General features: G+C 37.8%; 12 protein-coding genes. 2 read left to right on the forward strand and 10 right to left on the reverse strand.

What is annotated here, in order from left to right; genetic code table 11:
* Window positions 1–198 precede the first annotated feature (198 nt).
* From D8M04_RS18185 to mgsA, 5 genes are all read right to left on the reverse strand, one after another.
* A complete protein-coding gene (locus D8M04_RS18185) occupies window positions 199–1,563 on the reverse strand; it encodes a hypothetical protein (protein WP_121524837.1) in 1,365 nt (454 codons plus the stop codon).
* 307 nt (window positions 1,564–1,870) lie between these two features.
* Window positions 1,871–3,343, reverse strand: coding sequence for a gluconokinase (locus tag D8M04_RS18190; protein ID WP_121524838.1), 1,473 nt, complete (start codon window positions 3,341–3,343; stop codon window positions 1,871–1,873).
* 160 nt (window positions 3,344–3,503) lie between these two features.
* Window positions 3,504–4,274, reverse strand: coding sequence for an SDR family oxidoreductase (locus D8M04_RS18195; protein WP_121524839.1), 771 nt, complete (start codon window positions 4,272–4,274; stop codon window positions 3,504–3,506).
* Between the two features lie 20 nt (window positions 4,275–4,294).
* Window positions 4,295–5,557 (reverse strand): nickel pincer cofactor-dependent isomerase, group 22, encoded by a 1,263-nt coding sequence (locus tag D8M04_RS18200; protein ID WP_121524840.1) that lies wholly within the window; start codon window positions 5,555–5,557, stop codon window positions 4,295–4,297.
* A 333-nt stretch (window positions 5,558–5,890) separates the two neighbouring features.
* On the reverse strand, window positions 5,891–6,301 hold the full coding sequence (mgsA, locus tag D8M04_RS18205; RefSeq protein WP_121524841.1) for a methylglyoxal synthase: 411 nt from the start codon (window positions 6,299–6,301) through the stop codon (window positions 5,891–5,893).
* Between the two features lie 581 nt (window positions 6,302–6,882).
* Here mgsA and D8M04_RS18210 point away from each other — a divergent pair.
* A complete protein-coding gene (locus D8M04_RS18210; protein ID WP_121524842.1) occupies window positions 6,883–8,088 on the forward strand; it encodes an ROK family transcriptional regulator in 1,206 nt (401 codons plus the stop codon).
* A gap of 396 nt (window positions 8,089–8,484) precedes the next feature.
* Window positions 8,485–9,903 (forward strand): MFS transporter, encoded by a 1,419-nt coding sequence (locus tag D8M04_RS18215; protein ID WP_121524843.1) that lies wholly within the window; start codon window positions 8,485–8,487, stop codon window positions 9,901–9,903.
* 178 nt (window positions 9,904–10,081) lie between these two features.
* Here D8M04_RS18215 and D8M04_RS18220 read toward each other — a convergent pair whose 3' ends face one another.
* The 5 genes from D8M04_RS18220 to D8M04_RS18240 all read right to left on the reverse strand — a co-directional run bounded on the left by D8M04_RS18220 (window position 10,082) and on the right by D8M04_RS18240 (window position 15,185).
* Complete coding sequence (locus D8M04_RS18220; RefSeq protein ID WP_121524844.1) at window positions 10,082–11,158, reverse strand: Gfo/Idh/MocA family protein; 1,077 nt, start codon at window positions 11,156–11,158, stop codon at window positions 10,082–10,084.
* 85 nt (window positions 11,159–11,243) lie between these two features.
* On the reverse strand, window positions 11,244–12,104 hold the full coding sequence (locus D8M04_RS18225) for a sugar phosphate isomerase/epimerase family protein (RefSeq protein ID WP_121524845.1): 861 nt from the start codon (window positions 12,102–12,104) through the stop codon (window positions 11,244–11,246).
* Window positions 12,101–13,111 carry a Gfo/Idh/MocA family protein gene (locus D8M04_RS18230; protein ID WP_121524846.1) on the reverse strand — a complete coding sequence of 337 codons (1,011 nt, stop codon included), beginning with the start codon at window positions 13,109–13,111 and terminating at the stop codon, window positions 12,101–12,103. Before D8M04_RS18230 ends, D8M04_RS18225 begins: the two co-directional genes overlap by 4 nt.
* A gap of 71 nt (window positions 13,112–13,182) precedes the next feature.
* Window positions 13,183–14,343, reverse strand: coding sequence for a Gfo/Idh/MocA family protein (locus D8M04_RS18235; protein ID WP_187695468.1), 1,161 nt, complete (start codon window positions 14,341–14,343; stop codon window positions 13,183–13,185).
* The gene (locus tag D8M04_RS18240) at window positions 14,343–15,185 is read right to left on the reverse strand and encodes an AraC family transcriptional regulator (protein ID WP_121524848.1); all 843 of its coding nucleotides are present in this window, start codon (window positions 15,183–15,185) and stop codon (window positions 14,343–14,345) included. The genes D8M04_RS18235 and D8M04_RS18240 overlap by 1 nt, the downstream gene beginning before the upstream one ends.

Genomic DNA, 15,185 nt, shown 5'->3' on the forward strand with positions numbered 1-15,185 from the left:
ATTTTATCAAAAGGTGTCCTTTTTGTTTACTTAAAAATGGCATAAAAGGCGTGGGGCCTACAGTTTTATATTGTAAGCCCCACGCCTTATTTTTTATTCACTGGGGTTTTGTCCCAGCCTCTTATGTTTTAAAGTTATTCATTTCGGCCATTCAATAATCGTCAGTCATCCCTGTCAATTTAATTTTTTCGACTTTCATTATAAGAGAATATATCCAACAAAAGAGCCAATTCCTCCAAAGATCAAGGCATACGGCAAATTATTCAACGTGATTCGATATGGACTTTGTCCTGTATTGTTAGAGGTCAACTGAACGACCAACCCATATGATCCAACCGTAAGTGTAGCTATTGCACTGGTTATCATTACAATTGCGAGACTTAATGGATTCATCAATTCTATTAATACGGCAACAATTCCGCTTAACATTCCAATCGTTGCAATTGGATGTACACCGAACATACTTAAACCAATAAAGATAAGCTGTATGATAACAAAGATAATGAATGGGTACTCAGCGAGAGCAATGATCGGCTGCTGGATAAAAAGAAGAAATGGCGTATCATTTATACTGTTTGCAAAGAATGCTAATGACAGGAATAATACGACGAAATTCTGCATTGTGTTTGTTTTTTCTATCCAAGTTCTCCAGCCAATCGTCCAAAAGCTCTTGAAACGCTTCATTACAATAGACCATACCAAGGAAAATGGAAAGATTAAAATCGTAACCGTAAAGATAAAGTCTAAGTTTAAATTATTCCCTATCGCAATCACTAAAACTAAGAATAGAATAAGTGCCAGCAGCAAATGCGCTATTTTTTTAATCAACGCTTTTTTATCTATATTAACTTCCCTGTCTAAGCGATAGTTATATTTGCGATAATAAAAACGTCCCCATAAAGAATCCAATAAAAATGTTATTCCTGCTATAAGGAGTAACCATGGCAGTAAAGAAACGTAGCCCACACCTGTAGTAAATATGGTGACCGCAAGCAGAATTTCTAAAGGACTCCACAATAGCGCTAAAGTATAGCCTCTAAGGGTAGATGTTCCAATAAAAGAATCTCTAACATCCTTTTTCAAGGTTTGTAATTGTTCTTTCAACACATCCTGAGATATCGTTGCGGCAGATAAGTTTAAAAAGGAAGCAAGTGTCAATGTGATTGCAGAAGATCGCGGATAAAGACTTCCTAAGTCTTTCGCATTCACATGTAACAAACTATTTAAGCTTTTATCAAAACGGCCACTCTTTACTACACTGTTCATCCACGGCAACATGGAAAGTAAGACTAATAAACTCATATTGGAAGTAAACAGACTTGGTATGGCTATGATAGACTGTCCGGCTGTAAGGTATACGGTGCCTCCAACAAATAAAAATGCCATTCCTAGAATCTTAAAGAGCCTTGATGCCCCAGCAAAGGATACAACTAGCATTACCAGCGCAAACCATCCAATTGTATCATTCATCGTTTCACTTTCTAAAAATACATTTATGATATGAAGTATAAATACAAAGCAATAAAAGATATAAAGATAACGTGATATAAAATGTTTCCCCATTTTCTTCCCCTTTACTACAAACTAGACTCCTAATAGTTTGAATGTTAAACAAACTATTGATTATTCTTATACTATCTGTAAGCATGTAAAATATCAAGACATTGGAAACGGAGGAGCATGCCATAACCCCAATATACCAACTGTGCTATACCTACGAGACTTACGCAAGAATGCTCTCCTTCTGTTAGATAACGCGGCATTCACCAAGCTTCTAGGTGAATGTCTTAATATACTTATGGAGTTAGAAATTTTTTACGTTCCTATCTGCAAAAAAAGAGCTACCCTCTAAGGGCAACTCTCCTTTTCATTAAAAGAATTTCTCGATACTGTGACCAAGTTCTTCATATTGCTTATAAATCTCTTTATATTTTTCGTGGTTCTCCATATTTGGCTGGGTCACACTCTCTGCTGGGAGACTTGACTTTATATCTGCAAAGGTTTCAGCCTTACCAATCCCTACGAGTGCTGTCCACGCAGCTCCCCATGCAGCGTTATGATGTGTGTCAGATAAATATATTTCCTGGCCAAAAACATCCGCCATGATTTGAACCCACAATCTAGATTTTGATAAACCACCATTTACTGTAATTTTCTCTGGTTTACCTGCAATCTTTTCCAGGGATTTTCCTATTTGGTAGATATTAAAGGTTACCCCTTCAAGCACTGCACGAACCAAATGATCCTTCGTATGAGCGATATCCAAACCATAGAAGTTGCCTTTCGCACGTCCATTCCATAATGGAGCTCGTTCTCCATTTACATAAGGTAAGAAGATGATGCCTCCAGAACCAACCTCTACTTGTGCTGCTCCAGCTACTAATTCATCATGAGTCCCTTTAAATTCAATTATATCTTTCAGCCATTGCAATGCAATTCCACCATTATTCGTTGGTCCACCAATAATCGATGTATCGTCCGTGAAAGCGTAAGTGAAGGTTTCCATCTTATCATTTACCGGAGCACCTTTCACAAACTGTCTGATTGCTCCACTCGTTCCAACAGAAACATTTACTTCGCCAGGGGAAATAGCACCACTACCGAGGTTAGCTAACTGTCCGTCGGCTGCCCCAATAACGAATGGCGTATCAACAGAAATACCAATTTCCTCCGCTACTTCTCCATTAATATTCGTCAATATTTCAGTAGGGGGAACAATCTTAGAAAGCTGATCTGCTCTAATTCCAGCTAGCTCTAATGCATCTTCATCCCAATCCAATTTCTCTACATTCATTAATCCAGTAGAAGAAGCCATAGAATAGTCTGCTACCTTCTCACCGAACCACTTATAAAGCAGATATTCTTTCATTGTCATGAAGTAAGCAGCTTTTTCATATGCCTCATAATGGTTTTCCTTCATCCACATTAATTTAACAAATGGAGACATTGGGTGGATTGGTGTTCCTGTTCTTGAGAAGATATTGTTGCCCTTATCATGAATAAAGCGCTCTGCTAATTCACTGCTCCTTGTGTCTGACCAAATAAGCATTTGTGATAATGGCTGATACGCATCATCTAAGCAAATTAGTGAATGCATCGCACATGAAATTCCTACACTCAAAATTTCTTCAGGCTTTGCACTTGCCTTTTGAATAGAGTCTTTTAATGCTTTTGCAGTAGCATCTTCAACCTCTTTAGGACTTTGTTCAGCCCAACCAGGGTTCGGATAATACGTCTCTACTAACTCCTCTGCTTCTGCAATTAGATTTCCTTTTAGGTCAAAAACTACAGACTTTGCACTTGTCGTTCCAATATCCAGTCCAATAACCAGTTCTCTTTGCATCATACCTCTTCCTTTACAACTGTATTGCTTACTTAGCGTCTAGTCCAGCGCACTCCGACTGGCGAGATTTCCTCACCACTATACGTCCCCAAGCGTGTGCTTTCGCTTTTGAGCCGAAAAGGCTTTGGTTAAACCCAAAGCCTCTAGTGTAGAGCTATTATTAGATTGTCATTCCTAAGTATCCACCGTCAACTCGCATTAGTGTACCTGTTACAAATCCAGATGCTTTCTCAGAAGCTAAGTAGATAGTAGCTCCTTGTAATTCTTCTGGCTCACCAAAGCGTTTCATTGGTGTATGGTTCATAATAGATTCGATACGTGAATCATCAAGGATCTTACGGTTTTGCTCTGCCGGGAAGAAACCAGGAATAATTGCATTTACACGAATTCCGTTTGGAGCAAATTCACGAGCTAAGTATTGTGTCACACTGTTTACACCAGCTTTAGATGTAGAGTAAGTGAATACTCTAGATAAAGGTATAGTAGAAGAAACAGACGAAATGTTAATGATACTACCTTTACGATTCTTCTCGATATTTTGTTTAGCAAAGATTTGAGTAGTAAACACTAATCCTTTTAAGTTAACACTCATAATATCATCATATTCTTCTTGTGATAACTCCAAGAATGGAGTAGAACTATTTTTACCAGGTGCATTTAGGAGAATATCCCAGCCACCTGCCCAATCTTCAATCTCTTTTGCTACACGTTCTACTGTTTCAAGCTCACTAACATCTGCTTGGAAAGCTTTCGCGTCTCCACCATCTGCTTGAATTTCTTTAACTACTTCTTCAGCTTTATCTAAATTACGACCTACAATCGCAACTTTAGCACCTTGATTCGCTAATCCTTTTGCCATTGCAGAACCTAGAGTACTATTTCCTCCAATTGCTACTGCTACTTTTCCAGTCAGATCAAATAAATTTTCCATTGTGTAATGTCCCCCTACTGTTATTTAAAATTTCCTTCTTCATTAAAGTCAAAATCATATAAATCAGATACTTGTTCCATATTAGGATGTTCTTTCACGTAATCAAGAAGATTCTCAGATACTTCTATTTCGCCAACATGCAAGGTATCTTTAATACGAACGAGTTTCACCTTTGTAAAATCTAAAATATTACATGTTTTAATTGCCGCTTGTATCGCCATCTTATCATTTGGCATTGCGGTTGAAATATGAGTTGGTCCAACAACTGTGGAAGTTAAACCATTCGCATAGGTTGCTTCGCGATCCATTTTATCCACTAGACGCTGCGTCGTAAAATCAGCAGTTCCGACACCATTTGCATTTCCTTCTGTTTGTGGTGTTAAATCTAATACGACCATTTTGGATACTTCTGGTCCCCCGTGCGCATATGGAGTTGGATAACGCCCTGTAATATTAGGATCCATTCCATCCCCACTAATATTTTTACCAATCTGATCGATGACAAGTACATCAATCTGGTCTACAAAAATCTTAGGAAGCAGTTTTTTAGCAAGTTCTTGAAGTGCTGGTTCTTTCTCTTCGATTTCGTCTGCTCTTAACACTTGTAGTTTAGCTACCTTGTCAAAGGCATTTTCTACTGTAGCTACACCAAAAAGAATTGGTTTCTTCTCAATAGCAATTTTCGCCATGGCAGGGATGTGCTCTGCCATATGTTTAAATCCTAACTGATGACAAGCTTCTGCACCCTTTTGTTTCCCTAGACCGATAGAAATCATTTTCATAATTCCACTTTCTACTTTTCCTCGGAATGCAGTATGTGGCTTCACACGGTTGATGACAACTATACCATCTGCTTCAGATGCATATTTATCAATATAAACTGGCAAACCATTTGGCAGCTCTCCTATCTTAACTACTTCCATAGAAGATCGGATTTCGCAGCCAGCACTTTCTTCTGATACACCTAAGTGCTCTAATACTGCCTTTTGGCCAGGACCAGTTGCTCCACCATGACTACCCATACTAGGAACAATAAATGGCTTTGCTCCACAATCTTTTAAAAATTGAACAGTGGTTGCTGTAATTTCTACTAGACCATCGGTACCTCTGCTTCCAACAGCAATAGCGATTTCTGCTCCTGGCTTAATAAGGTCCTTCACACCTTCTAACTCTGCCTTTAAGGTGCCCACAACATCTTCTAGCTGTGTTATTTCAAATGTCTGTTTAACTTTAGCCATTTTAGGAACCGGAATACCCTGTACAAGTTCTTGAAGAATACTCATCATAATCACTCCATTCAGGAAATAGCTTTTCATTTCTTTTACTATATATTATTATCATTCCCGCTTTACTTTATTTGAGACTTCTTAATCTAACTGTTTCTAAAATCATCTGTAATCCCTTTCAAACATTTGAAAAAAGGAAGATAACTTATCTTAAGATTAGCAAGTATCCATCAGAAATCTATATTTGTAAAACGAGTTCTTATACACGTGAAATTAATTTGTTTAATAAACAAATTAATTAAATTTAGAATATCATCTTCTAGTTTGCACGTCAATAATATTTAACTTTTTTAGAACTTAGAAAGTCCTTATCCATTCACTTTCAAAAACCTATTGGTTATTACGCTGATGAATAATCTCTCTCCATTTAAGGTCGCCACGGTCTAATGAGTGAATAAGCATTTCAGCTGTTCCCATGTTCGTAGCTAGAGGAATGGAATATACATCACACAACCTTAATAAAGCAGATATATCTGGCTCATGAGGTTGTGCAGTTAACGGATCACGGAAAAAGATAATCATGTCCATTTTATTCTCTGCGATTAATGCACCAATCTGCTGGTCGCCCCCTAATGGACCTGACTGAAAACGATAGATTTCAAGACCAGTACTTTCAGCAATTCGTAATCCAGTTGTACCAGTAGCATATAGATTGTGCTTCTCCAGAACATATTTATATGCTTCTGCAAATCGAACCAAATCATCTTTTTTCTTATCATGTGCTATTAGTGCAATCTTCATTGTAATTTCCCCATTCTTCTTAAATTTTCATAAGGGTTCAAAAAGGAGGATAAAAAGGACCAAGAAGTTCAAGGCGGCGCAGCTTTGAGTAGCGAGCCTACCTCGACGAAATTACTTCTCCGCTGGCTTGCACCGAGGAATTAACTTCTTGAATAACCTCGTAGATACAGGTGCAGATGTTTTAATGTATGCTTTTAATACATGAGCAGACGATTTTGCACGCAGGAAAAGCAAGCCAACGAGCTTCCACAGGATGTGGTGACTTCTGCGTTGCCCACAGGACGTGGGCGGTTTAGCAGAAGTTCCCCTGATCGAAGTGTCATTTTTACCGGACTTTTTGAACTTCCTATAAAAGCTGTTTCTATTATTACTATATAAATTATTGCAATGAAACTCAACCAAACTTCTTTTAAATATTTTATAACAATTTACTAAATCTTTGCTATAATAGTAAATAAGGATTATTTTATTTTGCACAAAAATGAAAACCCTTCCAATATGAATAAGTTATATTTCTATACTTTATATAATAGACAAATTAAGTAGTTTACAAAATAGATCACAAAAGGGGGCGTACGTTCATGGTTACAGGTGATGGTGCGTACATTAAAAAGATAAACAGGAGTCTTATTCTTAAAGAAATTGTTAAACATGGATATATATCTAGAGCTGATTTATCAAAGACCACGGGATTAAATAAAGCAACGATTTCTGTTCAGGTTTCTGATCTGTTAGAAGAGAAGCTCGTTTACGAGACAAAACACGAGCACCAAGCAATCGGGAGAAGGCCAATTATGCTTTCAATTAATGCCCAAGTTGGATATGTACTGGGAATAGATTTAGATTATCCCACTACCCAGTTCACCATTTCAGATTTAGCTGGAACTCCAGTAGAACACCACATCATTCAACTGGATACAAAGGATTATAACACGGTCACTAAACTAATAGCTGATCAAATTGATACCTATAAAGAGAGATATTCGCATGCCCTTTATGGTTTAATTTCTGCAATAATCGGGGTGCATGGAACCATTAATACGGATGAGTCACTTCATTTTATTCCAAAATTTAACTGGAGGAAAAAGGATCTAAAGGCTACACTTTTACAAAGTGTGGATTTACCAATTACAATTGAAAATAACGCTAACTTAGCAGCTTATTCTGAGAGGGTTTACAATCATCACCAGGATTATGATTTACTATCCATCCTTTTAACCTCGGGTATTGGTGTTGGAATTATTATTAATGGCGGTTTATATAAGGGATATCACGGCTATGCCGGCGAAATGGGGCATATGATTATCTCTCCGGACGGTAAACCCTGTTCATGCGGGAATCATGGCTGCTGGGAACGTTATGCCTCCGAGCCTAGGATATTAGATGAGCTGTCTGTCACACTTAATAAACCAAATCTAAGCTTCGATGACATTCAAGAGTTTATAGACGAGCAAAATCTTCAAGTAGTAGAGTGTTTTAAAAGGTTTATTAAATACCTTGCAATAGGGATCAATAACATTATTAATATGCATAATCCGGAAACAATTGTGTTAAACAGCAAATTATTAAAACTGTATCCAAAAGCTATAGAGGAATTAAAGAGTCATTTAAACTGTTCAATTAGTCGCTACCGAAATATTGTATTATCTGATTTAGCAGACCGGGCATGCGTACTTGGTGCCTGTGCATTAGCTATTGAGCAATTTTTAGAAGTGCCTGAGCTGATTTTGACTATTCCGGAAGCAGCCCTGCATTTAGAAGCTACAGAATCTCCGTTAACAGTGTAACAGATAATGAACTAAAAACTCCTCTTTCAAGAAAGATAGCTGCTTCCATGGTGTTTCATACGAGGAAGCAGCTATCTTATGTTCCATGGGTTGTCTATTTTTCTATTTAAACAAATTTTTAGCACTCTTTGGGTTTATTAACCTTGATTGGTTAACAAATCCAGCCTTAGTGTACATACTTGCTTAAAGCCAGACTCTTTAAAAAAACCTTAAGTGAAATTTCCTACTCTAGCATTTAGCAAAAAGTGCTTGCTAAATAAAACGCTTTCATATATTATAAGTTTAAGAGTTAGTTTGTTGGCTTAACAAAATAACCAATATACTTCGTTGAAATTTCAGAAAAGGTTTTCTGTTAAGTAAATTGAAAGCGATTAAACTATCAAGGGGGATTTTCAAATGAGTCAAGCTGCATTAAAAACACCTGAACAATTGCCAAACAATACAAAACCAGTACGCCCATTCGGCATGAGAGATAAGATCGGTTACTTATTTGGTGATTTTGGAAACGATTTCTCTTTTATACTTGTAAGTACATTCTTAATGGTATACTATACCGATGTCTTCGGTATTAGTGCCGCTGCAGTTGGTACACTATTCTTAGTTGCCCGGTTCTGGGATGCGATTACAGATGTAGTATGGGGGCGTTTTATCGATTCTAGGAAGACAACATCGAAAGGGAAATTTAAGCCTTGGATCTTTAGAATGTCATTTCCGCTTGCTATAGCTACTATATTACTTTTCCTTCCTATTCCTGGTATGTCCGATGGATTTTATTTAGCTTATGCGTATGTTACTTATATGGCATGGGCAGCACTATACGGAACTGTAAACATTCCATATGGCTCCATGGCTTCCGTTATATCTAGTGATTCCACTGATCGCGCATCACTATCTGGATGGAGAACTACCGGTGCGATGGCAGCGAACCTTGTCATTAGCGCAGGTGCACCACTGATTGTATTCGTGGATAATGAAGTTTCTGCAAGTCGTTTGTCCATGATTGCTGTCTTATTTGCTATTTTAGCTATTGCATGTTACATGGCCTGTGTAAATTTAACTACTGAACGTATTAAGCAACCAGAGAAGAAACCAGGTGAAAATATTAATTTTGCAACAACGGTTAAAGGCCTTGCGAAAAATAAGCCATTAATTACACTTTTGGTTGCTTCTATCTTATTTATGTTGACAATGATGCTTGTCGGTTCTATTAACATATATCTTTTCAAAGACTATTTTGAAAATGCAACCGCTTTTAGTATATTTAGTTTAATACAAAGTGGTGCCGTATTCCTAGCCATGCCAGCCCTGACACCGCTTGTGAAGCGTTTTGGTAAAAAAGAGCTTGGCTCAGCTGGAATGCTGATAGCGGGTATCGCTTATCTAGTACTCTATCTGATTCCAAATATATCTTTACCAGTCTTTTTCACTATCAATGCAATTGGTCTTTTTGGTTTTGCATTTTTCAATCTGATTATTTGGGCCTTCGTTTCAGATGCGATTGACTATCAAGAATATTTAACAGGTTCCCGTGAAGACGGTACCGTTTATGCGGTTTATTCCTTCGCAAGGAAAATTGGACAGGCGTTTGCAGGAGGACTTGCTGGGTACGCACTTACATTTGTAGGTTATAACAACGCAGCCACTGTACAAGCACAAGAAGTGAAGGATGGAATTTATACGGTAGCAACACTTATACCAGCCATTACCTACTTTATCGTATTCCTTATACTAGTATTTGTTTATCCATTAAACAAGGAACGTACGAAAAAACTTGAAATTGCTTTAGCTGAAAAGAGAGAAGCAGCGAAAGAATAATTAGATTCTAAATGAAAGCCCTCGCCTTAGGTGGGGGCTTTTTCTTATAGATGGACATTTAGATTACAAAAGATAAAATGAATCTTCAATCAGTTGGAGCTTACTGCCTGTGATTCCACTATAAAAAATAGACACCTTCTCGTAAGAAGGTGCCTACCCAATTCATGTACAACCAAATCTATTTTGTTACTACAACCGCTTCCTCTTGCGCTTTAAGACATAATTCAGCAGCTTTAAATGCATGTTCCTGTGTCATTGCATTTTCTGTGCGATGGATGCAATCCTTGATCAACTCACCGAAGAATGGGAACCCAACTTTTCCAGAAAGTTCATAATGCTTCTCCCCATCTTTATTAACAAGGAATAGATGATCTCCAGATTCTTCACGTGCAACGTCCACATATTTACGAATCTCTATAGTACCCTCTGTCCCTGTAATAAATGTGCGGCCGTCTCCCCAAGTGCTTAAGCCATCTGGAGTAAACCAGTCCACTTTAAAGTAAAAAGTCGCTCCATTATCTCCAACTAGTGTTGCATCACCATAGTCTTCTAACTCTGGATATTCCGGATTATTATAATTAGCTACTTTACTATGCAATACCTTCGCATCATTGTTCCCTGTATAGTATAGGAATTGTTCAATTTGATGACTACCAATATCACATAGAATTCCACCATATTGTTCCTTCTTGAAGAACCAGTCTGGACGACTCGGTGCATTTAGACGATGTGGTCCGAATCCAGTAACCTGGATTACTTTACCAATTGCTCCATCGTTAATAAGCTGACCAGCAAAAACAGCTCCCTCAACGTGAAGGCGTTCGCTAAAGTAAACCATATATTTTTGTCCAGTTCTTTCCACAACTTTTTTCGTTTCTTCCAACTGTTCCATTGTTGTAAAAGGTGTTTTATCTGTAAAGTAATCCTTACCAGCTTCCATCACTTTATTTCCAAGTGTACTGCGTTCAGATGGTATAGCAGCAGCTGCAACTAGTTTAATTTCATCGTCATTTAAAATTTGTTCTAGAGATTGGGCTACATTTACTTCCGGAAACTTCTCGACAAACTCTTCTACCTTTTTAGAATCAGGATCATAAACCCATTTTAATGTTGCTCCAGCTTCTACTAAGCCATTGCACATTCCATAAATATGTCCATGATCAAGTGCCGCTGCCGCAATTTGAAATTCGCCCTCTTTGACAACTGGATTCGGCTTTCCTTTTGGTGCATAATTCATACCGTCATTTTTCCCCAAAATATATCGCTCCTTTATATACAGATTAAATGGATAGAAGCCGTCTATTCGGCGGCCCTACCCATGAAATTATTAGAATACTAGATTAAAACCAGTCAGAATATCCCAATTTTCTTAGATTTTCTGCAGAAGTCTCTAGACAATCAAATGGATCTCTGCCATACGTATCGTCCTGTTCGATTAGGAAGTACTGTGCACCACTTTCAAGACCTGCTTCCATAATTGCAGGAATATCTAAATTACCCTCGCCTACTTCAGCAAATTCAATTGTATTAGTGAATTTAACCATGAACTGCGCTAAGTCTTTCAAGTCATCTTCCGTAACTTCCAATTGCCCAATCCGGTAGTCTTTCAAGTGCAATAATGAAATTCTGCCTTTATATTGTTTAACAAACTCTACAGGGTTTACACCAGCTCTTTGAATCCAGTGAACATCAAGTTCGAAGCCAAGTTTGGATGTATTATTTTTAATCAGATCTAGTAAAAACTCACCATCATATTTTTGGAATTCAATGTGATGTGTATGGTAATATAATTCAATTCCATGCTCAGCCAAACGATGAGCCATTGCCTCCGCTCTTTCGATAAATGCCATGATACGATCTTTATCACCCATTACATTAAATGGTAACATTCCGATACGAATGAAGTTACAGTTTAACGTTTTCGCATCGTTTACAATCTTATCAAAGTCATTTGATAATGTTTCACCAGGTGCGCCTGGAAGCATTGGTTCTAACCCAGCGGATAATGCTGCAATTTTAATATTAAAATCTTCACTTGCACGTTTTAATTCTGCAACATTTTCTTCTGTCATTGGAATTTGTGAAACCTCTACCGCGCTAAAGCCAAGTTCGTGCAGTTTTTTCATCGTTTCATATGCACCAAGTTCTTCCACTTTTTGCTTTAACATCATCATTTGTACGCCAATTTTACCTTTAGTCATTTGTATACCTCCATATTAATTGTTTTTTTAATCTCAGAGGATCTCCGTATCGCACTAATCATTTCCATAGATGTTTGTGCATCTTTTACATGAATATAATCTTGTGAATCCTTTTCAATGCATGAGTAGAAATGGTTAATTAACATAGAATGACTTGCTCCATAATAAAATTTACTGCCCGGAAGTTTAGAATCCTCTATGATTCTCTCTTTCGTTCCATCTTCATTCGTCTTCGTCAAAATACTATCTTTGATGGTCAGTTTCCCTTTTTCCAGAATAACTTGAAACTCAACGGAAGAGTTCGTCGCATTCGTTACCGTAGCAAAAAATAACCCTGTTGCTCCATTTTTAAATTGAATGTTAGCTGCTGCGGTATCCTCTACCTCATATCCATAATCAAATAAATTATCAATAGAGCCACGAATTGTATCAATCTCACCACCAATGAGCTGCATTAAATCCAGTGTATGGATGGACTGATTAATCATCACACCGCCACCAGCTTGTCTCATAATTCCTCGCCAAGGCTTCTCATCGTAATAAGACTTCGGTCTAAACCAAGTAACCAAACCTTTTAAGCCAGTTACCTTGCCGAACTCACCACTATCTACAATTTCCTTGAGCTTCACAAATGTCTCATTCAACCTGTTTTGAAAACAAATACATATTTTGACATCTTTATACTGATCTTCTAAATCAACTAGATTCATGCCTTCTTCTGCATTTCTGGCTAAGGGTTTTTCCTGTAATACATGTACACCATGTTCCACACAAGCTTTGGTAGCTGGGTAATGGAGATGATGCGGAAGGCAGATATGAACACAGTCCAATGTTTCATTTGCAAGCATTTCATGGTAATCAGTATAAAAGGGTACTCCTGGAACCGTGTCTTTCAGTGTCTCATCTATATCGCATACTGCCACTAATTCTGCATTCTTACTTTCTTCGATGACTGGCAGATGAATTTTTGAGATTTCACCAAGCCCAATAACTGCTACTTTAAGCATGTAACCATGCCCCCTTATAATAAATGGGTTAGAAAAATGAAGGTAAATACCTCCACTTTTCTAAAAATGAACTATTTCTTAATTGGATTTGCTTTTTCTTCTTCGATTCGTTTATTTAATTCTTCTAGATATACTTCTTCATCTACTGGAAGTTCTACTTCTTTTCCTAACCAGCTGGATAAGTGGATTGCATTTGCAAGTGCAACTCCATTAATTCCGTCAGATCCAGGAGCAATTAATGGCTCCCCATCTAATATGTTTGCAGCAAAGTTTTCTAATACGGCTACATGCTGTCCGCCCCAAACACTTTCAAATTCAATAACTTCTGTTCCGTAAAGTTCATCCGTATCTCCACCCATAACGAGTTTCGCAACTGTCATCATGTCCATTGTTTGACTCATTTCACTTTCTGGTTTTCTAAGGCGTGTAATGGTAACTTTTTTGCTGTCATCGACAACAATCTTCCCGTTGTCACCTAGAATTTCAAAACGGTCTGTTCCAATGGCGTCATGTGTACATGTAACAAACACACCTGTTGCACCGTTACCGTAATCAAGCAATGCCGTAACTTCATCTTCCACAGCAATATCTCTTTGATAGCCATACTTCACGTTGGAATATACTTTCTTCGGCATGCCAGCAATCCATTGAAGTAAATCAAGTTGGTGAGGTGCTTGGTTTACAAGAACACCACCGCCTTCACCTTCCCATGTTGCTCTCCATGCGCTTTGATCATAATAACCTTGTGGTCTCCACCATGTTGTGATAATCCAGTTTGTACGGCGGATGTTACCAATTTCTCCATTATCAATAATTTCTTTCACTTTTTGATATAATTCATTTGTTCTTTGGTTAAACATAATTGCGAATGTAAGTTCGGGTTTCGTTGCTGCAAAGTCATTTAGTTCTTTAACTTGTTTTGTATATACACCTGCTGGCTTCTCACCAAGTACATGTACATCTCTCTTTAATGCTTCGATTCCCATTTCAGGGTGCAGATAGTGTGGTACAGTAGTAACTATTGCATCAACATCTCCGCTTTCCAACATTTCAATATAGTTTTCATAGAATGGAACATTTGGATATTTCTCTTCTGCCACTTTTTTCTTCTCAGGATCGATATCACAAATAGCACCAATTTCCATGTTCTTAACTCTGCCTTCTGTAATAAATCCTGCATATGCGCCACCTTGTGCTCCTAAACCAATAATACCTAATCTAACTTTTTTCATTATGAATTCTCCTCACTATATAATTTTAGTCGGCTCTTGCGATATGCCTTTGCAGTCACACCAACTTTACTCTTAAAATAACGGCTGAAATGGGAAATGCTTTCAAAACCGCTTTCACTAGCAATCTCTTTCAGTGGTTTCTCTGGTTCCGCTTCCAATAAGTATTTTGCTTGTGTAAGGCGGGAACCCATCACATATTCCATAATTGTAAATCCGGTCATTTCCTTAAACACATGGGAAACATATGATTTACTAATGTTCAACGCTTGAGCAATGGAATCAATCGTTATTCGTTTCATATAATTTTTCTGAATGAATTCAGCGATGTTTTCCGCATGCTCTGCTTTTTCTACTTTTTCACCGGAAGCTTTTAAAGATTCCAAATTTCCGAGACGATGTATAATCGTCAACGCTTGAAGTAGTAACGCTTTCATTTCGAGTTGTGAATTCATATCTTCTTGGGTAGAAATTCGATTAATCTCTTCCAAACGACGTACAACCATCTCTAACTGTTTTGCTTCTTCACTTACCTTTGTGCGAATCAAACAATGGTGGAGCTTTTCAAACACATCTAACAGATACAACCCACCGATTTCTTTCAGCATTCCTTTGATCCATTGTGGTGGGAAATGAACCACACTGCGAACATAATTGCCATTTGGAGGCACGTTCGGCTTGTGAAGTGCTAGCCCATCCATAATCAGGATATCCCCTGGCTCCAAGTCATAGATTTGGTTATGAATGAGATATCTGCAAGTTCCTGAATGAAAAAGGAAAATTTCATATTCTCGATGGGAATGATAGTCGAGATTATCCCATACGCCATGAATGCGATAATTCAC

The sequence above is a fragment of the Oceanobacillus piezotolerans genome (assembly GCF_003665065.1).
Classification (GTDB): domain Bacteria; phylum Bacillota; class Bacilli; order Bacillales; family Amphibacillaceae; genus Oceanobacillus; species Oceanobacillus piezotolerans.

What these genes read in the sequence shown, in the direction of transcription:
- D8M04_RS18195 (WP_121524839.1), bottom strand. Translation starts at nt 4,274, where the DNA reads ATGGAAAATTTATTTGATCTGACTGGAAAAGTAGCAGTAGCAATTGGA.
- D8M04_RS18235 (WP_187695468.1), bottom strand. Translation starts at nt 14,343, where the DNA reads ATGAAAAAAGTTAGATTAGGTATTATTGGTTTAGGAGCACAAGGTGGC.
- D8M04_RS18215 (WP_121524843.1), top strand. Translation starts at nt 8,485, where the DNA reads ATGAGTCAAGCTGCATTAAAAACACCTGAACAATTGCCAAACAATACA.
- D8M04_RS18185 (WP_121524837.1), bottom strand. Translation starts at nt 1,563, where the DNA reads ATGGGGAAACATTTTATATCACGTTATCTTTATATCTTTTATTGCTTT.
- D8M04_RS18230 (WP_121524846.1), bottom strand. Translation starts at nt 13,111, where the DNA reads ATGCTTAAAGTAGCAGTTATTGGGCTTGGTGAAATCTCAAAAATTCAT.
- D8M04_RS18190 (WP_121524838.1), bottom strand. Translation starts at nt 3,343, where the DNA reads ATGCAAAGAGAACTGGTTATTGGACTGGATATTGGAACGACAAGTGCA.
- D8M04_RS18200 (WP_121524840.1), bottom strand. Translation starts at nt 5,557, where the DNA reads ATGAGTATTCTTCAAGAACTTGTACAGGGTATTCCGGTTCCTAAAATG.
- D8M04_RS18210 (WP_121524842.1), top strand. Translation starts at nt 6,883, where the DNA reads ATGGTTACAGGTGATGGTGCGTACATTAAAAAGATAAACAGGAGTCTT.
- D8M04_RS18225 (WP_121524845.1), bottom strand. Translation starts at nt 12,104, where the DNA reads ATGACTAAAGGTAAAATTGGCGTACAAATGATGATGTTAAAGCAAAAA.
- mgsA (WP_121524841.1), bottom strand. Translation starts at nt 6,301, where the DNA reads ATGAAGATTGCACTAATAGCACATGATAAGAAAAAAGATGATTTGGTT.